The organism is Cupriavidus sp. F041 (genome assembly GCF_057814235.1).
Map to the genome: position 1 here is coordinate 2377736 of NZ_JBVASY010000001.1, position 20358 is coordinate 2398093.

Genomic DNA, 20358 nt, shown 5'->3' on the forward strand with positions numbered 1-20358 from the left:
TCGTCCGAAGTAGCAGGGGCCAGTCGCGTGATCGCTTGCACCCGATGGCCACCCCCTCAGGTCCCGGTCGGCAAGGCCGGCGTACACAAGGCGCCGGTTGGCCAGCAGGCGCCCCATCACTTGCGCCAGCAGGAGGCCGCTGAAATTGTGGCGGTCGAAGGCGCCGAACAGGATGGCGGGACAATCGGGATTCATCGAGGCGTAACCGGTGGTCGGCACGCCTTCTTTATAGGGCAGAACCGTTTCTTCGCGAACGCCGGCAGCATCCATGGGCTTGGGAGGCTCAGAAGGAAATCGCGGTACTACGCCGCTTCGCCGCCTACGCGGCCGTCCGCCACTTCAGCACACCGTTCGCCGCAGTCGGTCATGTCCGCATCGCCGACCACGAGCGTGCCTGCTACGACTCGGCAACAGGTGTGCGGAAGTCGTAACCACCCCCAGCCCGGCGTCCGCCGGGGTGGAATACTATAGAGCTTGTCCGTGGAATCCTTTCGCCAGGCAGCCACCTTGGGACAGGCGCCGCCTTCCGGCGTGCTTGTCGATCAGTGGCGGACGCACCTTGAGAAGAACACAGCCAGGTACGTCGCTGAGAGCTTCTATCCGGCGGTCCTTCGGAGCATGAGGTGCGCAGCCGATCCCAAGATGATTCCCCAGAATGCCGAACCAAGGCCCAGAAAGCTCATGTTCGAGGCGGTGGCGATGAATGCGATGAACGCTGCTTCCCGATGAGCTTCGTCTTGCACAAGTCCCACGATATTCGTAGCGATTGCTCCCAAGAGGGCCAGCCCCGCTAGAACCGCCACAAAAGCGTTAGGAAGTGCGGCGAACAACATGACCACCGTGCCCGCGAAGGTTCCGCCGATCAGGTAGAACAGCCCGTTCGCGATACCCGCAACATATCGACGCCGAGGGTCGCGATGCGACTCAGAGCCGGTGCAGAGCGCCGCTGTAATTGCGGCAATAACTATCGTTATTCCGCCGGTGAAAGCGACCAGAATCGACGTGACGCCTGTTCCCACCAAGACGGGACGACTCGGCGTCTCGTATCCCGAGACACGTAGGATAGCGAAGCCTGGAAGGAACTGGCCCGTCAGACTTACGATGACCAGCGGTACAGCCAGGCTGATAGTTGATTGCCAGTTCCACGTCGGCATTGTGAAAACCGGTTGGGTCACACGCAGGCTAACGGTGTCGAAATGCGTCAAACCAAGCGCCATTGCGAGTAGGCAACCGCAAGCGAGAACCAGTATCAGGCAGTAGCGCGCCGCCCAGCGCCGAAACACAAGGTAGCTACCTAGCATCCCGAAAGCGAGCAACGGACTGATGCTCACCGACTTAAAAATGTTGGTGCCAAACTGGAAGAGAATGCCCGCCATCATCCCAAAGGCAATCCCTGGCGGAATGCGCTTCGTAATCTGGTCGAACAGGCCCGTTAGACCGATTGCGAGGATGCACGCGCCGGCCACAATGTAGGCTCCAATTGCGTCACTGACAGGCATCCCCGGGAAGAGCGTCACAAGCAACGCCGTTCCCGGAGCGGACCAAGCTGTGATGATGGGTTGCTTCAGCCACCAGCTAAGCGTCAATCCCGAAACTGCGGCACCCATCGAAATCGACCATACCCAGGAGGCGACCACGTCGTTGCCGACATGAGCGGCATGCGCTGCCTGGAAGAAGATTGCCAATGGGCCGGCATAAGAGATGACGACGGCGAGCAGCCCGGCTGTGACTGCTGACATAGACCAAGTGCCATTGGCACTGATGGAATCCAACGTATCGTTCGCGTCCCGATTCATGAAGTTGCCGGCGTCATCAGCGAATCGAAGACGGATGACGCGCGAGCGGAGTTACCTGCACAGTCATGTATGGGGTTCTTACGAGATACAGCATGTCTCCTCCCGAGGCGGGACCCTCTTCCGGTAGGCCGGAAGGAGCGCCATGTCGATATAGATAGCCGTTTAAGCGTGCTTGTCACGACGGTAGAACGCGAGCTTGTCTTCGTCGATTTGCAGTCCGAGCCCTGGACCTTCGGGGATATGCAGATCGAAGTCGCGATACTGCGGACGGGCCGTCACGATGTCATCCTTGAGCAGCAGCGGGCCGAAAAGCTCAGTTCCCCACGTCAGTTGCGGAAGCGCGCTAAAGCCGTGTGCGGAAGCGATGGAGCCGATACTGCCTTCGAGCATCGTCCCGCCGTAGAGCAATACGCCCGCAGCATCTGCAATGGCGGCCGTGCGCATCATTCCGTAGATACCGCCGGATTTCGCAATCTTCAGCGCAAACACGTCGGCACAGGCATCACGCACGAGTTCGATTGCGTCCTCGGGGCCGGTAATACCCTCATCGGCCATGATGGGAACGGTGAATCGTGCCGCGAGCCGGGCAAGCGCTCCGCGGTGCTCGCGCGGCGTAGGTTGTTCGATGAGGTCGATGCCAGCCGCCTCGAGCGCTGCGATACCCAAAGCCGCATCGACTTCATTCCATGCCTGATTGACGTCCACGGTAACCTTTGCTCGGTCACCCAGTGCAGCTTTGATCTTGGAAACGTGAGCCACGTCGTCACGCACGCTGCGACGGCCAATCTTGAGCTTGAAGACGTTGTGGCGACGTTCGGCAAGAAGCATTTCGGCTTCCTCGATGTCGCGGTGGGTATCGCCGCTGGCGAGCGTCCAAAGGACTGGAAGCGTCTTACGGACGGCGCCACCGAGCAGCGCGGAGACGGGCACTCCAAGGCGTTTGCCCTGTGCGTCCAGCAACGCTGTCTCGATTCCTGACTTGGCGAACCGATTGCCCCGGGCGACCTTGTTCAGCTTGAGCATGGCCGCGTTGATGGTGGTCGCATCCTGTCCGATCAGCGCCGGCGCCAGGTAGGTGTCGATGGTCAGCTTGATGCCTTCGGGACTCTCTTCCCCATAGGACAGACCACCGATGGTCGTGGCTTCGCCAATGCCTTCAATGCCGTCGCTCGAGCGCAGGCGGATGATGACCATGGTTTGCTGCTGCATCGTCGCCATGGAAAGCTGATGCGCACGAATGGTCTGAAGGTCGACCAGAATCGCTTCGATGGATGTAATTTTGGCGTTCATACCTGGGAATGGCGAAGTGGAAAGTTGCAGTATTGCGTCAGCACTATTCGGCTGTCCAAGACCATCAACGTCTAGGGCCATACCGCCGAGGTATGATCGTCTTACTGGCCATTCTCCGTGCGAGGTGCGAAGGGAATCCGCTCTTCCTCGTATAGCCGATAGATCAGTTCCAGGATTTCCTTGATGTCACGCGACTCATCCATCGCTCGCATACTCATAATGATTGGCGACGTGAGGGTGGGGTCATCTAGCTCCATGTAGCTCACGTCGTCGCGCTTCAGCCCATAGACACTGCTCGGCACGACCGAAATCCCTTCTCCTGCTGCAACAAGCCCCAATGCAATCTGCAAGTCCCGAACGTCATAGATACGCCGAGGCGTAAGCGCCCGCTCCTGGAAGGCTGACAAGACCTGGTCCGCATAGCTAGGCCTCGGTGCATTTGGGAAGACGATGAGAGTTTCGTAGATGAGGTCCCGAAGCGAGAGCACCGGTTTCGACACTGAGAGCGGATGACCGACGGGAAGTGCAACAATCATTTTCTCCTCGCGGAGAATGACCCGGCGGATGTTCGCGTCCTCATGCCGAATTCGACCGAATCCTACATCGATGCGTCCGTCCTTGAGAGCGCGAATCTGGTCCATCGTCGACATCTCGTGCAGGCTTAGCTCGACCGATTTGTTCTCGTCCCGGAACCGCCGAATGATCTTTGGCAGCATGCCGTAGAGCGTGGAACCCACAAAGCCGACAGACAGACTGCGCTCGATGTTGCCAACGCGCCTCGTCATCGATTCCAACTCGTTCGTCTGCGCAATCAGATGCACCGCGTGCGAGTAAAAAAACTTGCCCGTCTCGGTGAGCCTGAGCGGACGAGAGTTCCGCTCGAATAGCTGCACTCCCAGTGCTTCTTCGAGCTGATGTATTTGGCGGCTCAGCGGCGGCTGAGCAATGTGGAGCCGCTTTGCCGCGCGCGTAAAGTTGCACTCTTCTGCAACCGCTACAAAGTAGCGGAGATGTCGCAGCTCCATACAATACCTCCAGGATATAGTCTGATACTAAAACAGTGTTGGACTGGGGCGTTTGCCGCCTCTATTCTGCTCTCAAGCCCAGTTTCAGGGATCGATTATACCTTCTGGGTAGATTAAGATCGGCCTGAAATGAGGGTTAACCCCACCAAAAACACAGAGAGTTAGGAGCAGACATGAGTGCCAAGGTATTCGACTCGAAGGAAGTGCAGGAACTGCTGCAGGCCGCTGCCAATCTGGGCAACAAAGATGGCAACGCTCGCACCAAGCAGATCACCCATCGCCTGCTGAGCGACCTTTTCAAAGCCATCGACGACCTGGACATGACGCCCGACGAGATCTGGGCGGGCGTGAATTACTTCAACAAGCTCGGACAAGATGGTGAGGCTGCACTCCTGGCCGCAGGCCTTGGTCTCGAAAAGTATCTCGACATCCGCATGGATGCAGAGGACCGAGAAGCCGACATCCACGGCGGCACCCCGCGCACGATCGAAGGCCCGCTGTATGTTGCGGGCGCCCCGGTGCGTGATGGCGTCTCCAGGATTGACCTCAATGCTGACGAAGACGCGGGCCCGCTCATCATCCGTGGCACGGTGACCGGACCGGACGGCAAGCCCGTGGCCGATGCGGTCGTCGAATGCTGGCATGCCAACTCGAAGGGCTTCTACTCGCACTTCGACCCGACCGGCGCGCAAGCCGATTTCAACCTTCGCGGCGCGGTGAAGACAGGCGCTGACGGTAAGTACGAGTTCCGCACACTGATGCCGGTTGGCTACGGCTGCCCGCCCCAAGGAGCCACGCAACAACTGCTTGACGCGATGGCCCGCCACGGCAACCGCCCGGCGCACGTGCACTTCTTCGTCACGAGCAACAAGGCGCGCAAGCTCACGACGCAGATCAACATCGAAGGCGACCCGCTGATCTGGGATGACTTCGCTTATGCGACGCGCGAAGAGCTCGTACCGCATGTGGTCGAAAAGACGGGTGGCGCTGCGCTCGGCCTCAAGGACGACGCATACAAGGAAATCGAGTTCAACATCGAGTTGACTCCGCTGGTGCAAGGCAACGACAACCAGCTTGTGAATCGCCCTCGCGCATCCGCCACGGCGTAACTTCTCACGCGACGGCCTTTCTCTTCAGGCCGTCAACCTCTCTGCACGAACTATCTGTACCGATGCCACTGCGCTTGACCGCGAAGTCAGCATAGGGAGACGACTCATGTCCGCAACTATCGATAAAGCACGACAACTGGACGACTTGCTGAGCAATGCCGTTCAGGATGACAAGGAAAATGGCGTCTTCCGTTGCCGCCGCGACATCTTTACGAACGCCGATTTGTATGAGCTCGAGATGAAGCATATCTTCGAGAGCAACTGGGTCTACCTCGCGCACGAAAGCCAGGTTCCCAACAACAACGACTACTACACCACGTGGATTGGTCGCCAGCCGATTGTCATCACGCGTGACAAGACCGGTGAGTTGCACGCGGTGATCAATGCTTGTGCACACAAAGGCGCCATGCTGTGCCGTCGCAAGCACGGCAACAAGGGCAGCTTCACCTGTCCGTTCCACGGCTGGACGTTCTCGAACTCAGGCAAGCTTCTGAAGGTAAAAGACGAGAAGACGACCGAGTATCCGGTGCAGTTCAACAAGCAGGGCTCCCACGACCTCAAGAAGGTCGCGCGCTTCCAGAACTATCGTGGCTTCCTGTTCGGCAGCCTGAGCGATGACGTGATGCCGCTCGAAGACTATCTCGGGGAGACGAAGGTCATCATTGACCAAATCGTCTCGCAGGCGCCGGAAGGTCTCGAAGTGTTGCGCGGCAATTCTTCGTATATCTACGACGGCAATTGGAAAATGCAGATGGAGAACGGCTGTGATGGCTATCACGTCAGTACCGTGCATTGGAACTACGCCGCAACGATGGGCCGCCGCAACGACGAAGGAACCAAGGCCGTCGATGCAAACGGTTGGAGCAAGTCAGTCGCGGGCGTATATGGCTTCGAGCACGGCCATATCCTGCTCTGGACCAACACGATGAATCCTCAAGTACGTCCGGTGTATCAACATCGCGACGAAATCGCTGCTCGCGTCGGCGAAGACAAAGCCAAGTACATCGTGAATCAGACACGCAACCTGTGTCTGTATCCGAACGTGTTCCTGATGGACCAGTTCAGTACCCAGATTCGCGTGGTCCGTCCGATTAGTGTCGACAAGACTGAAGTCAGCATCTTCTGCTTCGCACCGAAAGGCGAAAGCGCAGAAAGCCGCGCCATCCGCATTCGCCAATACGAAGACTTCTTCAATGTCTCGGGCATGGGCACCAGCGACGATCTCGAAGAATTCCGTGCGTGCCAGGCTGGTTACGCCAACACGACGTCGATGTGGAACGACATGTCGCGTGGCGCACCGTTGTGGGTGCACGGACCCGACGAGAACGCGAAGGGCATGGGGTTGAACCCGCTTATCTCGGGCGAGCGCAGCGAAGATGAAGGTCTCTTCGTGGTGCAACACGAATATTGGATGCAGGTGATGCGCGAAGCCCTGCGCAAAGAACAGGCGGAGGCGGCCGTATGAACATCGACTATCAGACAATCTGTCATGCGCTCTATCAGGAGGCGCGCTATCTGGATGACCGTCAGTGGGACGAGTGGTTGGCCTGCTACGCGGAAGACGTCACCTACTGGATGCCGGCCTGGGACGACGATGACAAGCTCACCGAAGACCCACAAAGAGAAATTTCGCTGATGTATTACGCGGGCCGTGGCGGCTTGGAAGACCGAGTGTTTCGTATCAGAACCGAGCGTAGCAGTGCGTCGATGCCGGAGCCGCGTACCAGCCACAACGTCACCAATGTCGAAGTGCTCGCTGAGCGGGATAGCGAAGTCGACGTTCGATATAACTTCAACACGCTGAGCCACCGTTATAAGGTGACGGATCAATTTTTCGGCACCGTCTACCTCACTTTCCGTAAGGTTGAAGACCGTTTGCTGATTTCGAGCAAGAAGATTGCGCTCAAGAATGACTATATCCGCCAGGTTCTCGACGTTTACCACGTCTGATGCCACGGGCCGGAATGAGAAAGGACGCAGGAGGCAACATGTCCAGCTACAACATCGCACTGAATTTTGAAGACGGCGTGACCCGTTTCGTCGAATGCAAGGCCGGCGAAAAGGTCCTTGATGCCGCTTTTCGCGCCAAGATCAACCTGCCGATGGATTGTTCCGACGGTGTGTGCGGCACCTGCAAATGCCGCGCCGAGAGCGGCAGCTACGACTTGGGCGACGACTACATCGAGGACGCGCTGAGCGACGACGAGAAGGCTAGCGGTCTCGTGCTCACGTGCCAGATGGTGCCGCAGAGTGACTGCGTCATCGCGGTTCCGGCATCGTCGACGGTGTGCAAAACCGAGCAAAGCAAATTTGCGGCGACGGTGACCAAAGTCGAACAGCACAATGATGCGGCGGTGGTCCTTGAGTTGGACGTAGATAGCATTCCTCCGGTCTTCCTCGCTGGCCAGTATGTAAACATCGACGTCCCCGGCAGCGGAAAACACCGCTCGTACTCCTTCTCGTCGGCGCCCGGTGCATCAAAAATCAGCTTCCTGATCAAGAAGATCCCTGGCGGCGTGATGAGCACCTGGCTCGAATCGGCGCAGCCGGGCCACAACGTACAACTGACCGGCCCTCTGGGCAGCTTCTACCTTCGGGCAGTGGAACGTCCCTTGTTGTTCCTGGCTGGTGGAACGGGCCTGGCCCCGTTCCTGTCGATGCTGGAAGTATTGGTTCGGGCGAACTCACAGCAGAAGGTGCATCTCATCTACGGCGTGACACGAGACCTCGATCTTGTCCAGGTTGAGGCTATCGAGGCGTATGTCGAGAGATTGCCGAACTTTACGTTCAGCACCGTAGTCGCGGAAGCGGAATCGAGCCATCCTCGGAAGGGCTGGGTGACCCAGCATATGCCGGCTGATTGTCTGAACGATGGCGATGTTGACGTGTACCTGTGCGGACCTCCGCCGATGGTCGACGCGGTACGCAAGTATTTCGACGACAACGGTGTGAAGCCCAACAGCTTCCACTACGAGAAGTTCACGCCCAACGCAGCCCCGGTGACCCCATGAGCGCCCAGCGATTCGAAGGCAAGGTGATGGTAGTCACCGGTGCCGCCCAAGGTATAGGGCGCGGCGTCGCACTACGCGCAGCGGCGGAGGGTGCGAAGGTCCTGTTTGTCGACCGCGCCGACTTCGTTTCCGAAGTCGCAGCGCAAGCAGTGGGGGCCGACACCGCCGGCTTCATTGCCGACCTCGAGACCTATGAAGGCGCAGCCTCCACGATGGCGTTCGCGGTGGAGAAGTTTGGCCGAATTGACATTCTGGTCAACGGCGTGGGCGGAGCCATTCGCATGCGGCCCTATGCCGAATTCGAACCGGCTCAGATTGATGCAGAAATTCGCCGCTCGCTCATGCCGACCTTGTACGCCTGCCACGCGGTCCTTCCGCACATGCTCGCGCAAGGTGGCGGAACGATCGTGAACGTTTCCTCGAACGCAACGCGCGGTATCCGCCGCGTGCCGTACTCGGCTGCGAAGGGTGGCGTCAACGCGATGACGCAGTCGCTGGCGATGGAGTATGGCGAGCACAACATTCGCGTGGTCGCTGCCGCACCCGGCGGAACCGAGGCGCCTGCCCGACGCGTGCCGCGCAACGCGGCTGGGGATAGCGAGCAAGAGAAGGCCTGGATGAGGGAGGCGGTGACGCAGGTTACTGAGTCGACGTTTCTCAAGCGATACGGAACGCTCGACGAACAAATCGCGCCGATTCTCTTCCTTGCCTCCGACGAAGCTGGCTACATCACGGGTGCCGTGCTACCGGTTGCAGGCGGCGACAACGGCTAGAACTCGTCGAAGACGCCGCGAAGGGGGACTACCAGTGAACGAACGTAGAACCGTTGTTCGCGCTGGGATGGAGACGGTCCACGAAAGATCCTGCACGCGGCATGTGTACGCGCCCAGCCAGAGTCGTCGAAACACTAAGCAAAGCTGAAGGGCTGCGTGAAGGACCGCCTCACCCGCTACAAGTATCAGCGCACCATCACATCCCTGCCCACGCTGCCAGGACGGCGACTGGCAAATTCAACGTTTCAGGCTCAGAAAGCCGGCGGCCACCTACGTGAACCGCAGACGCCGCGGGGGATGCCGCGGCCATTCCTAAGACAACGGAGGAGACAAATCATGCGTCACATTGACGTTCACAGGCTTGCGGACGACGCGCGCTTCAACAAATTCCATGCTGGCCTGCTATTCTGGTGCGCGCTCATCATCATCTTTGACGGCTACGACCTCGCCGTGGTGGGCATTGCGCTTCCTTCCATCATGAAAGACATGGGCGTCGACGCGACCCGCGCAGGCTTCATGGTCAGCTCCGCTCTGTTCGGCATGATGTTCGGCGCAGTCATCATGGGAACCATTGCCGATCGCATTGGCCGGCCCAAAGCCATTGCAGTCTGTATCGCGCTCTTCAGCGTCTTTACTGCTGCGGCGGGCATGACGCACGATCCGGTCACGTTCAGCATTACACGCTTCCTTGCCGGTCTGGGAATCGGCGGGGTGATGCCCAACGTCGTCGCTCAGATGACCGAGTTTTCGCCGCGCAAGATCCGCGGAACGATGGTCACGCTCATGTTCAGTGGGTATTCCGCAGGCGGGATGCTCGCAGCATTGATGGGCAAATCACTGATCGAAACGTACGGTTGGCAGTCGGTTTTCCTGGCTGCGAGCGCTCCCATACTCATCATCCCCGCTGCGTTGAAGCTGATGCCGGAGTCGTTGCCTTTCCTGATCCAGCGCAATCGTCTGGACACCCTCAAGGCAGTACTGGTCCTGATGGACCCCACCTACCGCGCCCAGATGACAGACCGGTTCGACTTGCCTCAGGCCGAGAAAGGTGCCAGCGCTCCCATCAGCATGCTGTTCCGTGATGGCCGGGGATTCAGCACCGTGATGCTGTGGGTTGCCTTCTTCATGTGCCTGTTCATGGTCTATGCGTTGAGCTCGTGGCTCACGAAGCTCATGGCCGGCGCTGGCTATAGCCTGGGCTCGGCACTGACGTTCGTCCTGGTGCTGAACTTTGGCGCGATGGCCGGCGCAATCGGCGGCGGCTGTCTGGCAGACAGGTTCAATATCAAATACGTGCTGGTCGGCATGTACGCACTTGCCGCGATATCCATCACGCTGCTTGGCTACAAGATGCCGACCGAGGCCTTGTTCTTCGTGGTCGCCCTTGCCGGAGCCTCCACGATCGGCACGCAGATTGTGACGTACGCCTATGCAGCCCAGTTCTACCCGGCTACGGTGCGGGGTACGGGCATTGGCTGGGCCTCCGGTGTCGGGAGAAGCGGTGCAATCCTCGCGCCCATTGTCATCGGCGTGCTCGTAAGCATGTCCCTGCCACTCCAGCAGAATTTTGCCGCAATGGCAGTGCCTGCTGTCATCGCCGTGCTGGCTGTGCTCCTGATCGACCACAAGCGATCGGCATCGGCGATCGATAGCAAGCCGGCCCAGGCCGCAGAGGATGCAGACCAGACCGTCGTTCTGCGTACACAACACCGCAGCTCCTGAGGTCGAGGTAACCGCTGCAGTCGAGAGGTGCGGAACCACTCTCTTCGGCGGTTCAGGATCTGAAAAAAGGCAGGCTCTCGCGGAGACGAAGAGCCTGCCATCAAAGATTACAAAAGGGCACATCCCATCCGGTTAGCGGCGGTGGCCCGCTAAGTCTTTGGCGAAGGCAAAGTACCTAAAAGCCTTTCCATCGAGATGCCTATAGCCAGAAGCTGGCGATCACTACCCACTGGCCCATCCAGCGAAATCCCGACTGGGAGGCCACCTTCGGTCATGCCTGCGGGCAACGTGATACCCGGAATACCCACAATCGAGCCAGGATCGCAGTTTCGGATGAATGTCTCGAACTCGTTGACCGGTGGTCCTCCGTTGATGCTCACTGTCGAGGATCCCTTCTCGGCATCGATGTGAACTGCCGCCAATGGCGTGGTCGGCGACAGGATGGCATCCACAGCATTGATCTTGAAGTATGCGTCGAACTGCGCGCGCATGGCCGGACGGAAGACGCTGACAGCGTTCGCATACTCCTGCTCGTTGGCGGGACTGCGCTGAAGCACTGCCTGGAACCCGGCTTTGACATCTGGATTCGCAATCGCCGCAGCGATCCGCTCCACTGTGATATCAGTCGCCCCACTAGCTGCGAAGTACTTTGGCATATCGAGTGCAGCCTCGTGAAACACCAGGCGAAAACCCGTCTTTGCAGCCAGCGAGCGGACGTTCGGCAAATCGACCTCGACGAAGGTCACACCGGCATGTTCCAGCTTTGCCATTGCTGCCTTCATGACGGAGAGGACCTCTGCATCCACCACATCCCAGTAGGTGGTCGGGATACCCAAGCGCAACCCACGCAGCGGTGCTGAATCGGCCACGTCTGTGCGGGTAATCGCTGCGTCAAGAAGGGCAACGTCCTCGACCGTGCGTCCCATGGGCCCAACCGTGTCGCGGGTGTGGCTCAGCGGCAATACACCCGTTCCGTCATAGCGACGCTCCTTACCGCCGTTGCCCACCGACGGCCGAAGCCCCGCGATTCCGTTCAGGGCAGCCGGGATCCGAACCGAACCACCAGTGTCAGTTCCCAAGCCGCCCGGCGCGATGCGCGCCGCGATCGCGACGCCGGTGCCACCGGATGTAGCAGGCGCGGGTCCCGCGCATCCAGACGCACCCGATGCGATGGTCGGAGACACCGCAACAGCGCCCGTCTTCGATACAAAACTGCGGCGACTCATCTTATGCTCCGTCATGTTTTCCTCCGCACTATAAGCGGTCAGAAGTTTGCTACCAGGATGCATTAGCAAATGCTGCCACCACCTCGCCTTTGGGGCGGGGTTGGTGGCAGCTTTGGACGCGAGCGGCGCGGGCGCTCAGAACGGATAAATGATCGGCTTGTCGAGCGCACTCACCCACTGCGTTTGTGTGAACTCATGGAAATTCGCCGGCCCCCCAAACCTGCCGCCGTTGCCCGACGCACCCATGCCACCAAAAGGCACATGAAACTCGTTATTCACGGTCTGATCATTGACGTGCACCATCCCGGCTCGAATTCGCGACGAGAGCGCGAGGCCCCGCGAGAGCGATTTGGTGTGAATGGCAGCAGCCAGGCCGTATTCGGATGCATTAGCCAGGGCGACGGCTTCGTCATCGTCACTAAACACGGTGATCGGCGCCACCGGGCCGAAGATCTCGTCCGAGAACGCAGGCATTTCCGGGGTCACCTCGGCAAGCACCGTCGCTTCGTAGAACAGTTCGTCGTAGCGGCCACCGGCCAGGAGCTTGGCCCCGGACAAGATGCTTTGTTTGACAATGCCGTCGATGCGATCGCGTTGCTTCTGGTTGATCAGCGGGCCCAGATGCACTGCTTGCTGATGCGGATTGCCCACCTTCAGGTTTCGCGCGCGCTCTGCCAGCTTGGCGGCATACTGGTCAATGATCGAGCGATGCACCAGATGACGCCCGGTCTGCATGCAGATTTGTCCTTGGTGCAGGAACGATCCCCACGCGCCATTAGACGTCGCGGCGTCGATATCGGCATCGTCGAGCACGATAATCGCGTTGTTACCGCCCAACTCGAGAGCGACCTTTTTCAGCATTCGACCGCAGATTTCCCCGATCGATCGCCCGACGGCAGTGGAGCCGGTGAAGGAAATCATGCCGACCTTGGGGTGACGCACCAGGGCGTCCCCAGTAACCGGTCCTCCAGGTATCACGTGAAAGACCCCTGGCGGCAGGCCCGCATCCTCAAACACCTTGGCCAGAAGCAAGCCGCCGGCTACGGCGCTTTGCTGGTCTGGCTTGAGGATGACGGCGTTGCCTACCGCCAAGGCCGGAGCGATAGACCGCATCGCGAGGAGAATCGGAAAGTTCCACGGCGCAATAACGCCAACGACACCGATCGGCACGTGGCGGCAGATGTTGAGACGGCCTGGCATCGACGAGGCATACAGTGCGCCTTCCGGCTGCATTGGCATGGCGGCCGCCATTTGCAACTGCTCGTACGTTGCCTGAAGTTCCCACTCCGCCTTTGCACGCGTGGAGCCGCACTCGCGGACATTCCATTCGTTGATCTCGTCTGCTCGGGATTTCAGCAGGCGGGCTGCCTCGCGGATGACCTCGGCACGGCGGTCGAAACTCGTCGAAGCCCAGGACGGTTGCGCTGCACTTGCTGCTGCTGCCGCACGGTCGATGTCCTCCGGAAGACCGGTCCCGATCGTGGCGAGATTTTCCCCAGTCGAAGGTTCGACGACATTGGCTACGTCACCCGTGCCGTGTACCCAGCCATTCGAGAAGATTCGACCTTCCCATACAGATGCACTGCTGTTCGTCATGACTTGCACTCCGCGTAATTTATGTGACAGTTTATTCAGAATTAATCCACGGTGCTCGCCAGTGGCTGCAGTGCCGCCACGGTACGTTTGGACTGCGTGGCAATCAGCAATACCGCTACCGCGGCCACTACGCCGGGGATGGCAAACACCATGAAATTGAACGACGTGGGGAACTGCTGGCTAAGGAGGTATCCACCGAGCGCCGGGCCTGACACTGCACCGAATCGGCCCGCCGCTGCAGCCCAGCCAACACCGGTCGAACGGATTTGCGACGGATAGATCTGTGCTGCATAGGCATGCACGATGCAAAGCGTCCCGATGGTCGTCGCACCGGCACACATGAGAAGCGCATTCAGTACGAAAGGCGACTGCTTGTAGCCGAGCATGCCGATCGAGATGGCGGCAAAGACGAAGAAGAGAACCAAGGTCGGCTTGCCACCATAGCGATCAGCCAGCCAGCCACTGCACAGACCGCCTAGCACAGCGCCCACGTTAAGCGTAATGAGGAAAGACAGGCTCGATCCCAGGGAGTACCCGTTCGCTGCCATCAGCTTGGGCAGCCATGTGTTCAGCCCATACACCATTAGCATGCACATGCCAAACGCAACCCAGAGCAGCAGGGTATTGACCGCACGTCCATGCCTGAACAGTTCTGCAGTACGGGCTCCCGATACGGTCTCCCCTTTCGATTCGTCCATAGCCGTCGCGAGGCTGGCCAGGCTTCCCTTGTATTGGGGTGCGTAGCGGCGCAGCAGTGGCTCGGCTTCCGCGAGACGGCTGCGCGCCAAAAGGAAAGTAATGGATTCCGGCAACCAGCGGTAGAGCAACGGAAAGGTGAGGAGCGGCAGTCCAGCAATCAGGAAATTGGCGCGCCAGCCGTACTCAGGTGTCAGGGATTTTCCAAGAACGGCTGCGATGACGCCGCCGACGGAATAGAAGCTCAGCATGATGGTCACCATGATGTTGCGCTTGCTGGGCGGCGCCATCTCCGTCATGAGTGCAACAATGTTCGGCACCATGCCTCCCAGTCCGATGCCTGTCACAAAGCGAAACACGGCGAACTGGGTGGTCGTTTCGCAGAACCCATTGGCCAGCGCGGCGAGGCTGAAGATCACCAGGCAGACCAGGATCACGCATTTGCGACCGAAGCGATCTGATGAACTCCCCAGACTAAGCGCACCTACCATCATGCCAAAGAGCGCACTGCTACCGATGAATCCTGCCGTGACAGGCGACAGATTCCAGTCGCTCATCAGATGTGGCAAAACCGACCCATAGATCACCAGGTCATAGCCATCAAAGAGCATCAGCATCGAGCACCAGAACATAATCATGAGGTGGAACGAGTTGACGCGCGTGTCCTTCAGCACATCGTCTGCGATGTTCTGGTTCATAGTTGTCTCCAAATGTGGTTATGTGCCGGTCCGTGCCGGCTTGCCGTACGTAGTGCGTGTCTTGCCTCAGTGTTTGTCACACCGTGAAGCGTTCAACCTGGTCTTCGCGCCAGAGAATGCCTGCGCCCGGTGCGTCGCCGAAGATCGCCATGCCATCCTTGAAAGCGAGGACAGGCTCGAGAATCGGGCCGGCGAGATCCATGCGCTCAAGCCAATGGCGGGTCGGAGTGACGGCAAGGAGATGAGCGCTGAATTCCTGGAAGATGTGGTTCGACATGGGGAGACCTCTTTGCTCTGCCAGAGCGCTTGCACGAAGCCACCCGGTTACCCCGCCGATTTTCATCAGATCCGGCATGCATAGGTCACACGCACGCGCATCCAGCGCCTTGCCCATGTCTTCAGTACCGAACCAGTTTTCGCCCATCTGTACGGGGACGTTCAGCGCATTCCGGACGCTCGCATGCCCTTCATAGTCATGCTGAAGCGTTGGCTCTTCGAGCCAGGCGATGCCTTCCTGCTCCAGTGCTCGACCACGGCGGATGGCCTCTGGAACGGTAAGGCCCTGGTTGTAGTCGACGAAGATCTCGACATTGCTTCCGACCGCTTCGCGAATGGCACGAACCACGCTAATGTCTTCTTGCAGCGTCGAGTAGCCAATCTTGGTTTTGATTGCCTTGAAGCCAGCCTCTGCCGCACCTCTTGCTCGCTTGGTGCCGAGCTCGACACCGTCCATGCTGTGACTGTCATAGGCGCGCAGAGGTCGCGCCTTTCCACCGAGAAGTTCGACAAGCGGTAGGTTGCTGGCTTTCGCCAGTGCATCCCACGCCGCCATGTCAATACCGGCTGTCGCCATTCGCACGATGCCCGTGTTACCGATGAGCCGGAAGCGCGATTGCAGAAGTTGATCGATTGCCACAGGCGCCAGTTCCATACCGGTGACGACGACGGCGAGGTCTTCGACCATCTTCTGAACCGATTTCAGAGCGAGCGGGGTGTAGGTGAAGACATACGCGCTTCCAGTCGTTTCCGCGTCCGTCGTCAGATCGATCAGCACGAGCGGCGAGGTGGCGACTGTTCCCACGGCCGTCTTGACCGCATATTCCAGAGGAACGTTGACGGACCGGGCGCGCAGTCCCGTGATCTTGATGTCGTGCTTCATCGCGTTGCGTAGAGAAGGGGTTTTTGGGAAGACAGGTCTGTGTGAACCTGCTGCGGGCCTGGCCAGATGAAGTCCCGGTTCAATTGCGGAATGGCTGAGCAGCCGATCTGCGCGAGCGTGGTGTCGATCTCGCTCTGGAGCAGCGATAGGACAGCTTCCACGCCTCGCTGGCCGTCAGCGGCGAGCCCATAGAGAGTCGCGCGCCCAACCAAAACCGCGCTCGCGCCCAGCGCGACCGCTTTCACTATGTCCGACCCGCGCCGAATTCCGCTGTCGATGAGCATCGGCGCGGCGACACGCTCGGCTGTCTCAGCAAGCGCGTCCATCGGTGAAATCGCGCCGTCGAGCTGTCTGCCGCCATGGTTCGAAAGAATGACGCCGTCGGCTCCCATCGCGATGCATCGCTCGGCGTCGTCGACGCGGCTGATTCCTTTAATGAGAAGCGTATGTGGCCAGAGGTCGCGCAGCCATTGCAGGTCATTCCAGGCGAAGCTGGCGTCCATCTGCCGGCTCATCAGTGCCGCCTGTACTTCGGTGTCAGTGGCCTCCGCCGATGCGAAGTTGGCGAGTTGCGGCATACCATGTCGCAGCAAATCCAATGACCAGCGCGGATGCAGAGCGCCGTCCATTAACGTACGCAGGTTGTAGCGGACCGGCAACGAGAATTCATTGCGCATATCGCGCTCGCGTTTGCCGTTGACACCAACATCAGTGGTGAGGATAAGCGTCGTGTATCCGGCAGCAAGGGCCCGGCGCACAAGGCCCTCGGCAAGCTTGCGATGCACGATGTATAGCTGGAACCAGAGCTCGCCCGAGGCGGCATCGGCGACAGCTTCGATCGACGCCGTCGATGCTGTCGAAAGCGCGAAAGGAATGCCGAATCTTCCCGCAGCCCGGGCAAGCGCCAGATCACCATCGGGCCAGAACACACCATTCAAGCCCGTCGGTGCAATGACCATCGGTGTCGGCAAAGATTTGCCGAACAACGACGACTGCGTGCTGCGTGTGCTGACGTCGACAAGGCGTCGTGGTTGGTGTTACGTCCCGCAGAATTTGAGGCCTAGCAAGGGGGATTCATCGCGGTTTCGGCGAGAGCAAGTTCAGGAACGTCGCCTTGAGTAACGCGAGACACGACGGACGTAAAGAGGGCCAGTACTCCTCTGATATCGTGAGATGTTTGCCAACCTCACACGAACATTAGAACAGACCGGCCCATGCATCGGATTGTATTCGCATTCCCCACGCTCGAACAACATCTTCGCGCCGTCAGGTCCACGCCGCAGTCGTATCGGCCCCAGGCCTGCGGCCATTGCGGTGGCACCTGCCTCTGGTGCCACGGCTGCTATCACCGCAAGGCCGACCGCAGCGCCGTCGCCACGCTCAATCCAGTGCCGGTGCTGCGCTTTCGTTGCCCGGCATGTCGCCGCACATGCTCGCGCTTGCCGTTGTGCATCTGTCCACGCCGCTGGTACGACTGGGCCTTACAGCAGCAAGTCCTGCTGCTCCTGCTCATCGGCGCGCCGCTACGCCGTGTCAGCGCCGTGTTCGCACTGAGCTTTGACACCGTGCAGCGCTGGTGGCGTTGGCTCCAGACCCACAGCGCGACCAGCATGTTCCATCTGCGCAGCCGCTTTGCCGAACTGGGACGCACCACCGACACCGCCGCGTTCTGGCTTACCTGCTTCGCGCGAATGCCGTTGTGCGAAGCCATGGCCTGGCTCGAGCAAGATGGCCTGGATGTCCCATGATGCGCTGACTCCAGCGTGGTGCGCGATGGGCCAATCCGCGCTGTAGCCAGCGCTACACACAGTTTGCCCACTGCCGCCAGATTCGGATTGCAGGTCTCATATCGGCTCCTTCTTTGACTAGGAACGTACATGAACGACATCGATCCGAAGGCCTTGTTTCGCCTATCCGTGCTCGGCCCGCTGGTCAGCCGAGAGAAGCTCGGCCGCGGTGAGCTGCAGCAGATGCTGCGGCAACTCGCCCAGCAGGAGTACGCCATTCCCGGCAGCCGACGGCGCCACATCGGCGAGAAGACGCTACAGGCCTGGTATTACGCCTGGCGACGCGAGGGCCTGGCAGGCCTGGCCGATAAGCCCCGCGCCGATACTGGCCGCTCCAAGCTCCCCGAGCCGGTGCAAACCGCAGTGCTGGCCGCCAAGCGCGAGAACCCGCGCCGCTCGATTCGCCAGATCCGCCTGCTGCTCGAGGCCGCCGGCGTCGTGCCGCGCGACTCGCTCTCGCGCTGCGCGGTGCACCGTCTGCTCCAGGCGCACGACCTGTCGCGCATTGCCGGCCCAACCGTCGTGCCTGACGAGAAGCGCAGCTTTGTCGCCGAACACGCCGGCTCCATCTGGTACGGCGACGTCATGCACGGCCCCACGCTGTCGCTCGGCGGCCGGCGTATGAAGACCTATCTCGTCTCGCTGATGGACGACGCCTCGCGGCTCATCGCCCATAGCGCGTTCTGCCTGTCGGAGACCGCGCTGGACATCGAGGGCGTGCTCAAGCAGGCGCTCTTGAGACGCGGCGTCCCCAAGATGATCGTCGTCGACAACGGCGCGGCCTATCGCGCCTCGACGCTGCAAGCCATCTGCGCACGCCTGTCGATCCGACTGGTTTATTGCAGGCCATACGCGCCAGAAGGCAAGGGTAAGTTGGAACGCTGGCACCGGACCCTACGCGACCAGTTCCTCGGCGAGCTCGACATCACCCATCTGCACGACCTGGCCGACCTAAACGCCCGTCTGTGGGCCTGGGTCGAGGAGGTCTATCACCGCAGCAAACACAGCGCGCTCGGCGACCAGACGCCGCTGGCCCGCTATCAGCAGGACCTGCCCAGGATCCGCCTGCTGGGCGCGCTGGCCGCGCAACTCGATGAGCTGTTCCTCCATCGGGTCGCGCGCCATGTGCGCCGCGATGGCACCGTGTCGTACCAGGGCAAGCGCTATGAGGTCCCGTACGAACTCACCGGCAAGACGGTGATGCTCGTCGTCGATCCCCACACCGCGACGGTCAAGCGCGTCGAGAACGAATCCGGACAGCCGCTGGGCGCCGCCACCGAACTCGACGCCGTCGCGAACCGCACGCGGCAACGCCGCAGACCCCAGCCGGAACCGTCTACCGGCGAGTCCGCCGCGCCGGGGCCCAACCTGATCGAGATGGTCCACCAGCGTCACTATCAGCAGGGAGAATGACATGTACCGACAACACTTCGGCCTGCGTCGCGCGCCGCTGGACAAGGATTCGACCGAACTGTGGGACGATGGCGCGCTCGCCCAGTTGGCCGAGCGCTTCCAGTGGCTGCTGAGCAGCCCCGGCATCGGCCTGCTCACTGGCGAGCCAGGCGTGGGCAAGACCGCCGCGCTACGCCACATCGCCAGCACACTCAACCCGCATCGCTATCTGGTCATCTATCTGGCCGAAACCGAGTTCGGCCGCGTCGATCTGTACCGGGCGCTGGCCCGCGCGCTGGGCCTCGAACCCAGCTATCGGCGTGCCGACCTGTGGCGCGACCTGAAGCTGCGCATCACCGAGCTCGCCGACAGCAAACAATTGCTGCCCGTATGGATCATCGACGAAGCCCAGAACCTGCCGCCCGAGTTCTTCCGTGACTTCCCATCGTTCCTGAACTTCGCCTTCGATGCCCGTGACCTGCTCACCGTCTGGCTCGCCGGTCATCCGAGTCTGGCCAGTACGCTCGAGCGCGCGCCGTACGCCGCCTTGTATGGACGCATTCAAGCGCGCGTGCAATTCAAACCGGTGATCGAGCGCGAACGCTTCGCGCAACTCATCGCGCACGCGCTCAAGAGCGCCGGCTGCACCCACACGCTGCTGGCCGACTCCGGGCTCGAACTGCTGCGGCAGGCCTCGCGTGGCCTCCCCCGGCAGGCCGGGCGCATCCTGCGCACCGCCATGCAACTGGCTGTTCCCAAAGGTCTCAATCACCTGCCTGACGAACTGCTGCAACAGGCCATCGAGGAATTGCGATGACCACCAACCCGCACAAAGAGGCTTCCAGTATGCGATCAAAGAAGAAAAAGAAGACCAGCACCGTCCGTCTTGCTATGCCTCACCTACCAGTGCCGCCGGAACTCTCGGACGAAGCCGCGGCCCAGATCCAGCACTTCCTCTCCGAGTGGTTCTTGTGGTTCAGCGCCACGTACCGCGATCAGATCCGGCGCTACTATGAACCATGGCACTACGTACCGCCGCGACACCGTATCGACGATCCGTTCTAATCGACAGCCCCGG

General features: G+C 60.2%; 17 protein-coding genes and 1 pseudogene. 10 read left to right on the plus strand and 8 right to left on the minus strand.

Features of this window, described 5'->3' with window-relative positions:
• Window positions 1-596: 596 nt before the first annotated feature.
• The 3 genes from ACZY0R_RS10875 to ACZY0R_RS10885 form a co-directional block, all read right to left on the minus strand.
• Entirely contained in the window at window positions 597-1796 is a 1200-nt protein-coding gene (locus ACZY0R_RS10875) for a benzoate/H(+) symporter BenE family transporter (RefSeq protein WP_488858359.1), read from the minus strand.
• A 162-nt stretch (window positions 1797-1958) separates the two neighbouring features.
• Window positions 1959-3086, minus strand: coding sequence for a muconate/chloromuconate family cycloisomerase (locus tag ACZY0R_RS10880; RefSeq protein ID WP_488858360.1), 1128 nt, complete (start codon window positions 3084-3086; stop codon window positions 1959-1961).
• A gap of 101 nt (window positions 3087-3187) precedes the next feature.
• Window positions 3188-4111, minus strand: a complete 924-nt coding sequence (locus ACZY0R_RS10885; protein ID WP_276290552.1) for a LysR family transcriptional regulator — start codon at window positions 4109-4111, stop codon at window positions 3188-3190.
• 173 nt (window positions 4112-4284) lie between these two features.
• On the opposite strand from ACZY0R_RS10885, the gene catA reads away from it, so the two are divergent.
• The 6 genes from catA to ACZY0R_RS10915 all read left to right on the plus strand — a co-directional run bounded on the left by catA (window position 4285) and on the right by ACZY0R_RS10915 (window position 10726).
• Window positions 4285-5220 carry a catechol 1,2-dioxygenase gene (catA, locus tag ACZY0R_RS10890; RefSeq protein WP_276290553.1) on the plus strand — a complete coding sequence of 312 codons (936 nt, stop codon included), beginning with the start codon at window positions 4285-4287 and terminating at the stop codon, window positions 5218-5220.
• A 106-nt stretch (window positions 5221-5326) separates the two neighbouring features.
• Window positions 5327-6685: a Rieske 2Fe-2S domain-containing protein gene (locus ACZY0R_RS10895; RefSeq protein ID WP_276290554.1), complete on the plus strand. Its 1359-nt coding sequence runs from the start codon at window positions 5327-5329 to the stop codon at window positions 6683-6685.
• On the plus strand, window positions 6682-7170 hold the full coding sequence (gene benB / locus ACZY0R_RS10900) for a benzoate 1,2-dioxygenase small subunit (protein WP_447432902.1): 489 nt from the start codon (window positions 6682-6684) through the stop codon (window positions 7168-7170). The genes ACZY0R_RS10895 and benB overlap by 4 nt, the downstream gene beginning before the upstream one ends.
• A gap of 38 nt (window positions 7171-7208) precedes the next feature.
• Window positions 7209-8231, plus strand: a complete 1023-nt coding sequence (gene benC / locus ACZY0R_RS10905; protein WP_447432903.1) for a benzoate 1,2-dioxygenase electron transfer component BenC — start codon at window positions 7209-7211, stop codon at window positions 8229-8231.
• Entirely contained in the window at window positions 8228-9004 is a 777-nt protein-coding gene (gene benD, locus ACZY0R_RS10910) for a benzoate diol dehydrogenase BenD (RefSeq protein ID WP_488858361.1), read from the plus strand. Before benC ends, benD begins: the two co-directional genes overlap by 4 nt.
• A 336-nt stretch (window positions 9005-9340) precedes the next feature.
• Window positions 9341-10726 carry an MFS transporter gene (locus ACZY0R_RS10915; protein ID WP_488858362.1) on the plus strand — a complete coding sequence of 462 codons (1386 nt, stop codon included), beginning with the start codon at window positions 9341-9343 and terminating at the stop codon, window positions 10724-10726.
• 149 nt (window positions 10727-10875) lie between these two features.
• On the opposite strand, the gene ACZY0R_RS10920 is transcribed toward ACZY0R_RS10915, so the two are convergent.
• The 5 genes and pseudogenes from ACZY0R_RS10920 to ACZY0R_RS10940 all read right to left on the minus strand — a co-directional run.
• The gene (locus tag ACZY0R_RS10920) at window positions 10876-11967 is read right to left on the minus strand and encodes an amidase family protein (protein ID WP_488858364.1); all 1092 of its coding nucleotides are present in this window, start codon (window positions 11965-11967) and stop codon (window positions 10876-10878) included.
• Between the two features lie 120 nt (window positions 11968-12087).
• Window positions 12088-13548 (minus strand): benzaldehyde dehydrogenase, encoded by a 1461-nt coding sequence (locus ACZY0R_RS10925; protein WP_488858365.1) that lies wholly within the window; start codon window positions 13546-13548, stop codon window positions 12088-12090.
• 41 nt (window positions 13549-13589) lie between these two features.
• Window positions 13590-14942 carry an MFS transporter gene (locus ACZY0R_RS10930; protein ID WP_488858366.1) on the minus strand — a complete coding sequence of 451 codons (1353 nt, stop codon included), beginning with the start codon at window positions 14940-14942 and terminating at the stop codon, window positions 13590-13592.
• Window positions 14943-15018: 76 nt separating this feature from the next.
• Entirely contained in the window at window positions 15019-16101 is a 1083-nt protein-coding gene (locus ACZY0R_RS10935) for an enolase C-terminal domain-like protein (protein WP_488858367.1), read from the minus strand.
• Window positions 16098-17120 (minus strand): annotated as a pseudogene (locus ACZY0R_RS10940) (alpha-hydroxy-acid oxidizing protein); the annotation flags it as partial. The pseudogene ACZY0R_RS10940 and the gene ACZY0R_RS10935, both read right to left, overlap by 4 nt.
• A 195-nt stretch (window positions 17121-17315) precedes the next feature.
• Between ACZY0R_RS10940 and ACZY0R_RS10945 the strand changes: the two are divergent.
• From ACZY0R_RS10945 to ACZY0R_RS10960, 4 genes are all read left to right on the plus strand, one after another.
• Window positions 17316-17849 (plus strand): DUF6431 domain-containing protein, encoded by a 534-nt coding sequence (locus ACZY0R_RS10945; RefSeq protein WP_488858368.1) that lies wholly within the window; start codon window positions 17316-17318, stop codon window positions 17847-17849.
• Between the two features lie 129 nt (window positions 17850-17978).
• Window positions 17979-19301, plus strand: coding sequence for a DDE-type integrase/transposase/recombinase (locus tag ACZY0R_RS10950; RefSeq protein ID WP_488858370.1), 1323 nt, complete (start codon window positions 17979-17981; stop codon window positions 19299-19301).
• A 1-nt stretch (window position 19302) separates the two neighbouring features.
• Entirely contained in the window at window positions 19303-20097 is a 795-nt protein-coding gene (locus ACZY0R_RS10955; protein WP_488858371.1) for an ExeA family protein, read from the plus strand.
• The gene (locus ACZY0R_RS10960; RefSeq protein WP_488858372.1) at window positions 20094-20345 is read left to right on the plus strand and encodes a hypothetical protein; all 252 of its coding nucleotides are present in this window, start codon (window positions 20094-20096) and stop codon (window positions 20343-20345) included. Before ACZY0R_RS10955 ends, ACZY0R_RS10960 begins: the two co-directional genes overlap by 4 nt.
• The last annotated feature ends 13 nt before the right edge of the window (window positions 20346-20358 follow it).

What these genes read in the sequence shown, in the direction of transcription:
- ACZY0R_RS10920 (WP_488858364.1), bottom strand. Translation starts at nt 11,967, where the DNA reads ATGACGGAGCATAAGATGAGTCGCCGCAGTTTTGTATCGAAGACGGGC.
- ACZY0R_RS10955 (WP_488858371.1), top strand. Translation starts at nt 19,303, where the DNA reads ATGTACCGACAACACTTCGGCCTGCGTCGCGCGCCGCTGGACAAGGAT.
- ACZY0R_RS10950 (WP_488858370.1), top strand. Translation starts at nt 17,979, where the DNA reads ATGAACGACATCGATCCGAAGGCCTTGTTTCGCCTATCCGTGCTCGGC.
- benD (WP_488858361.1), top strand. Translation starts at nt 8,228, where the DNA reads ATGAGCGCCCAGCGATTCGAAGGCAAGGTGATGGTAGTCACCGGTGCC.
- ACZY0R_RS10935 (WP_488858367.1), bottom strand. Translation starts at nt 16,101, where the DNA reads ATGAAGCACGACATCAAGATCACGGGACTGCGCGCCCGGTCCGTCAAC.
- ACZY0R_RS10960 (WP_488858372.1), top strand. Translation starts at nt 20,094, where the DNA reads ATGACCACCAACCCGCACAAAGAGGCTTCCAGTATGCGATCAAAGAAG.
- ACZY0R_RS10885 (WP_276290552.1), bottom strand. Translation starts at nt 4,111, where the DNA reads ATGGAGCTGCGACATCTCCGCTACTTTGTAGCGGTTGCAGAAGAGTGC.
- catA (WP_276290553.1), top strand. Translation starts at nt 4,285, where the DNA reads ATGAGTGCCAAGGTATTCGACTCGAAGGAAGTGCAGGAACTGCTGCAG.
- benB (WP_447432902.1), top strand. Translation starts at nt 6,682, where the DNA reads ATGAACATCGACTATCAGACAATCTGTCATGCGCTCTATCAGGAGGCG.
- ACZY0R_RS10945 (WP_488858368.1), top strand. Translation starts at nt 17,316, where the DNA reads ATGCATCGGATTGTATTCGCATTCCCCACGCTCGAACAACATCTTCGC.
- ACZY0R_RS10915 (WP_488858362.1), top strand. Translation starts at nt 9,341, where the DNA reads ATGCGTCACATTGACGTTCACAGGCTTGCGGACGACGCGCGCTTCAAC.
- ACZY0R_RS10880 (WP_488858360.1), bottom strand. Translation starts at nt 3,086, where the DNA reads ATGAACGCCAAAATTACATCCATCGAAGCGATTCTGGTCGACCTTCAG.
- ACZY0R_RS10895 (WP_276290554.1), top strand. Translation starts at nt 5,327, where the DNA reads ATGTCCGCAACTATCGATAAAGCACGACAACTGGACGACTTGCTGAGC.
- ACZY0R_RS10875 (WP_488858359.1), bottom strand. Translation starts at nt 1,796, where the DNA reads ATGAATCGGGACGCGAACGATACGTTGGATTCCATCAGTGCCAATGGC.
- ACZY0R_RS10925 (WP_488858365.1), bottom strand. Translation starts at nt 13,548, where the DNA reads ATGACGAACAGCAGTGCATCTGTATGGGAAGGTCGAATCTTCTCGAAT.
- benC (WP_447432903.1), top strand. Translation starts at nt 7,209, where the DNA reads ATGTCCAGCTACAACATCGCACTGAATTTTGAAGACGGCGTGACCCGT.
- ACZY0R_RS10930 (WP_488858366.1), bottom strand. Translation starts at nt 14,942, where the DNA reads ATGAACCAGAACATCGCAGACGATGTGCTGAAGGACACGCGCGTCAAC.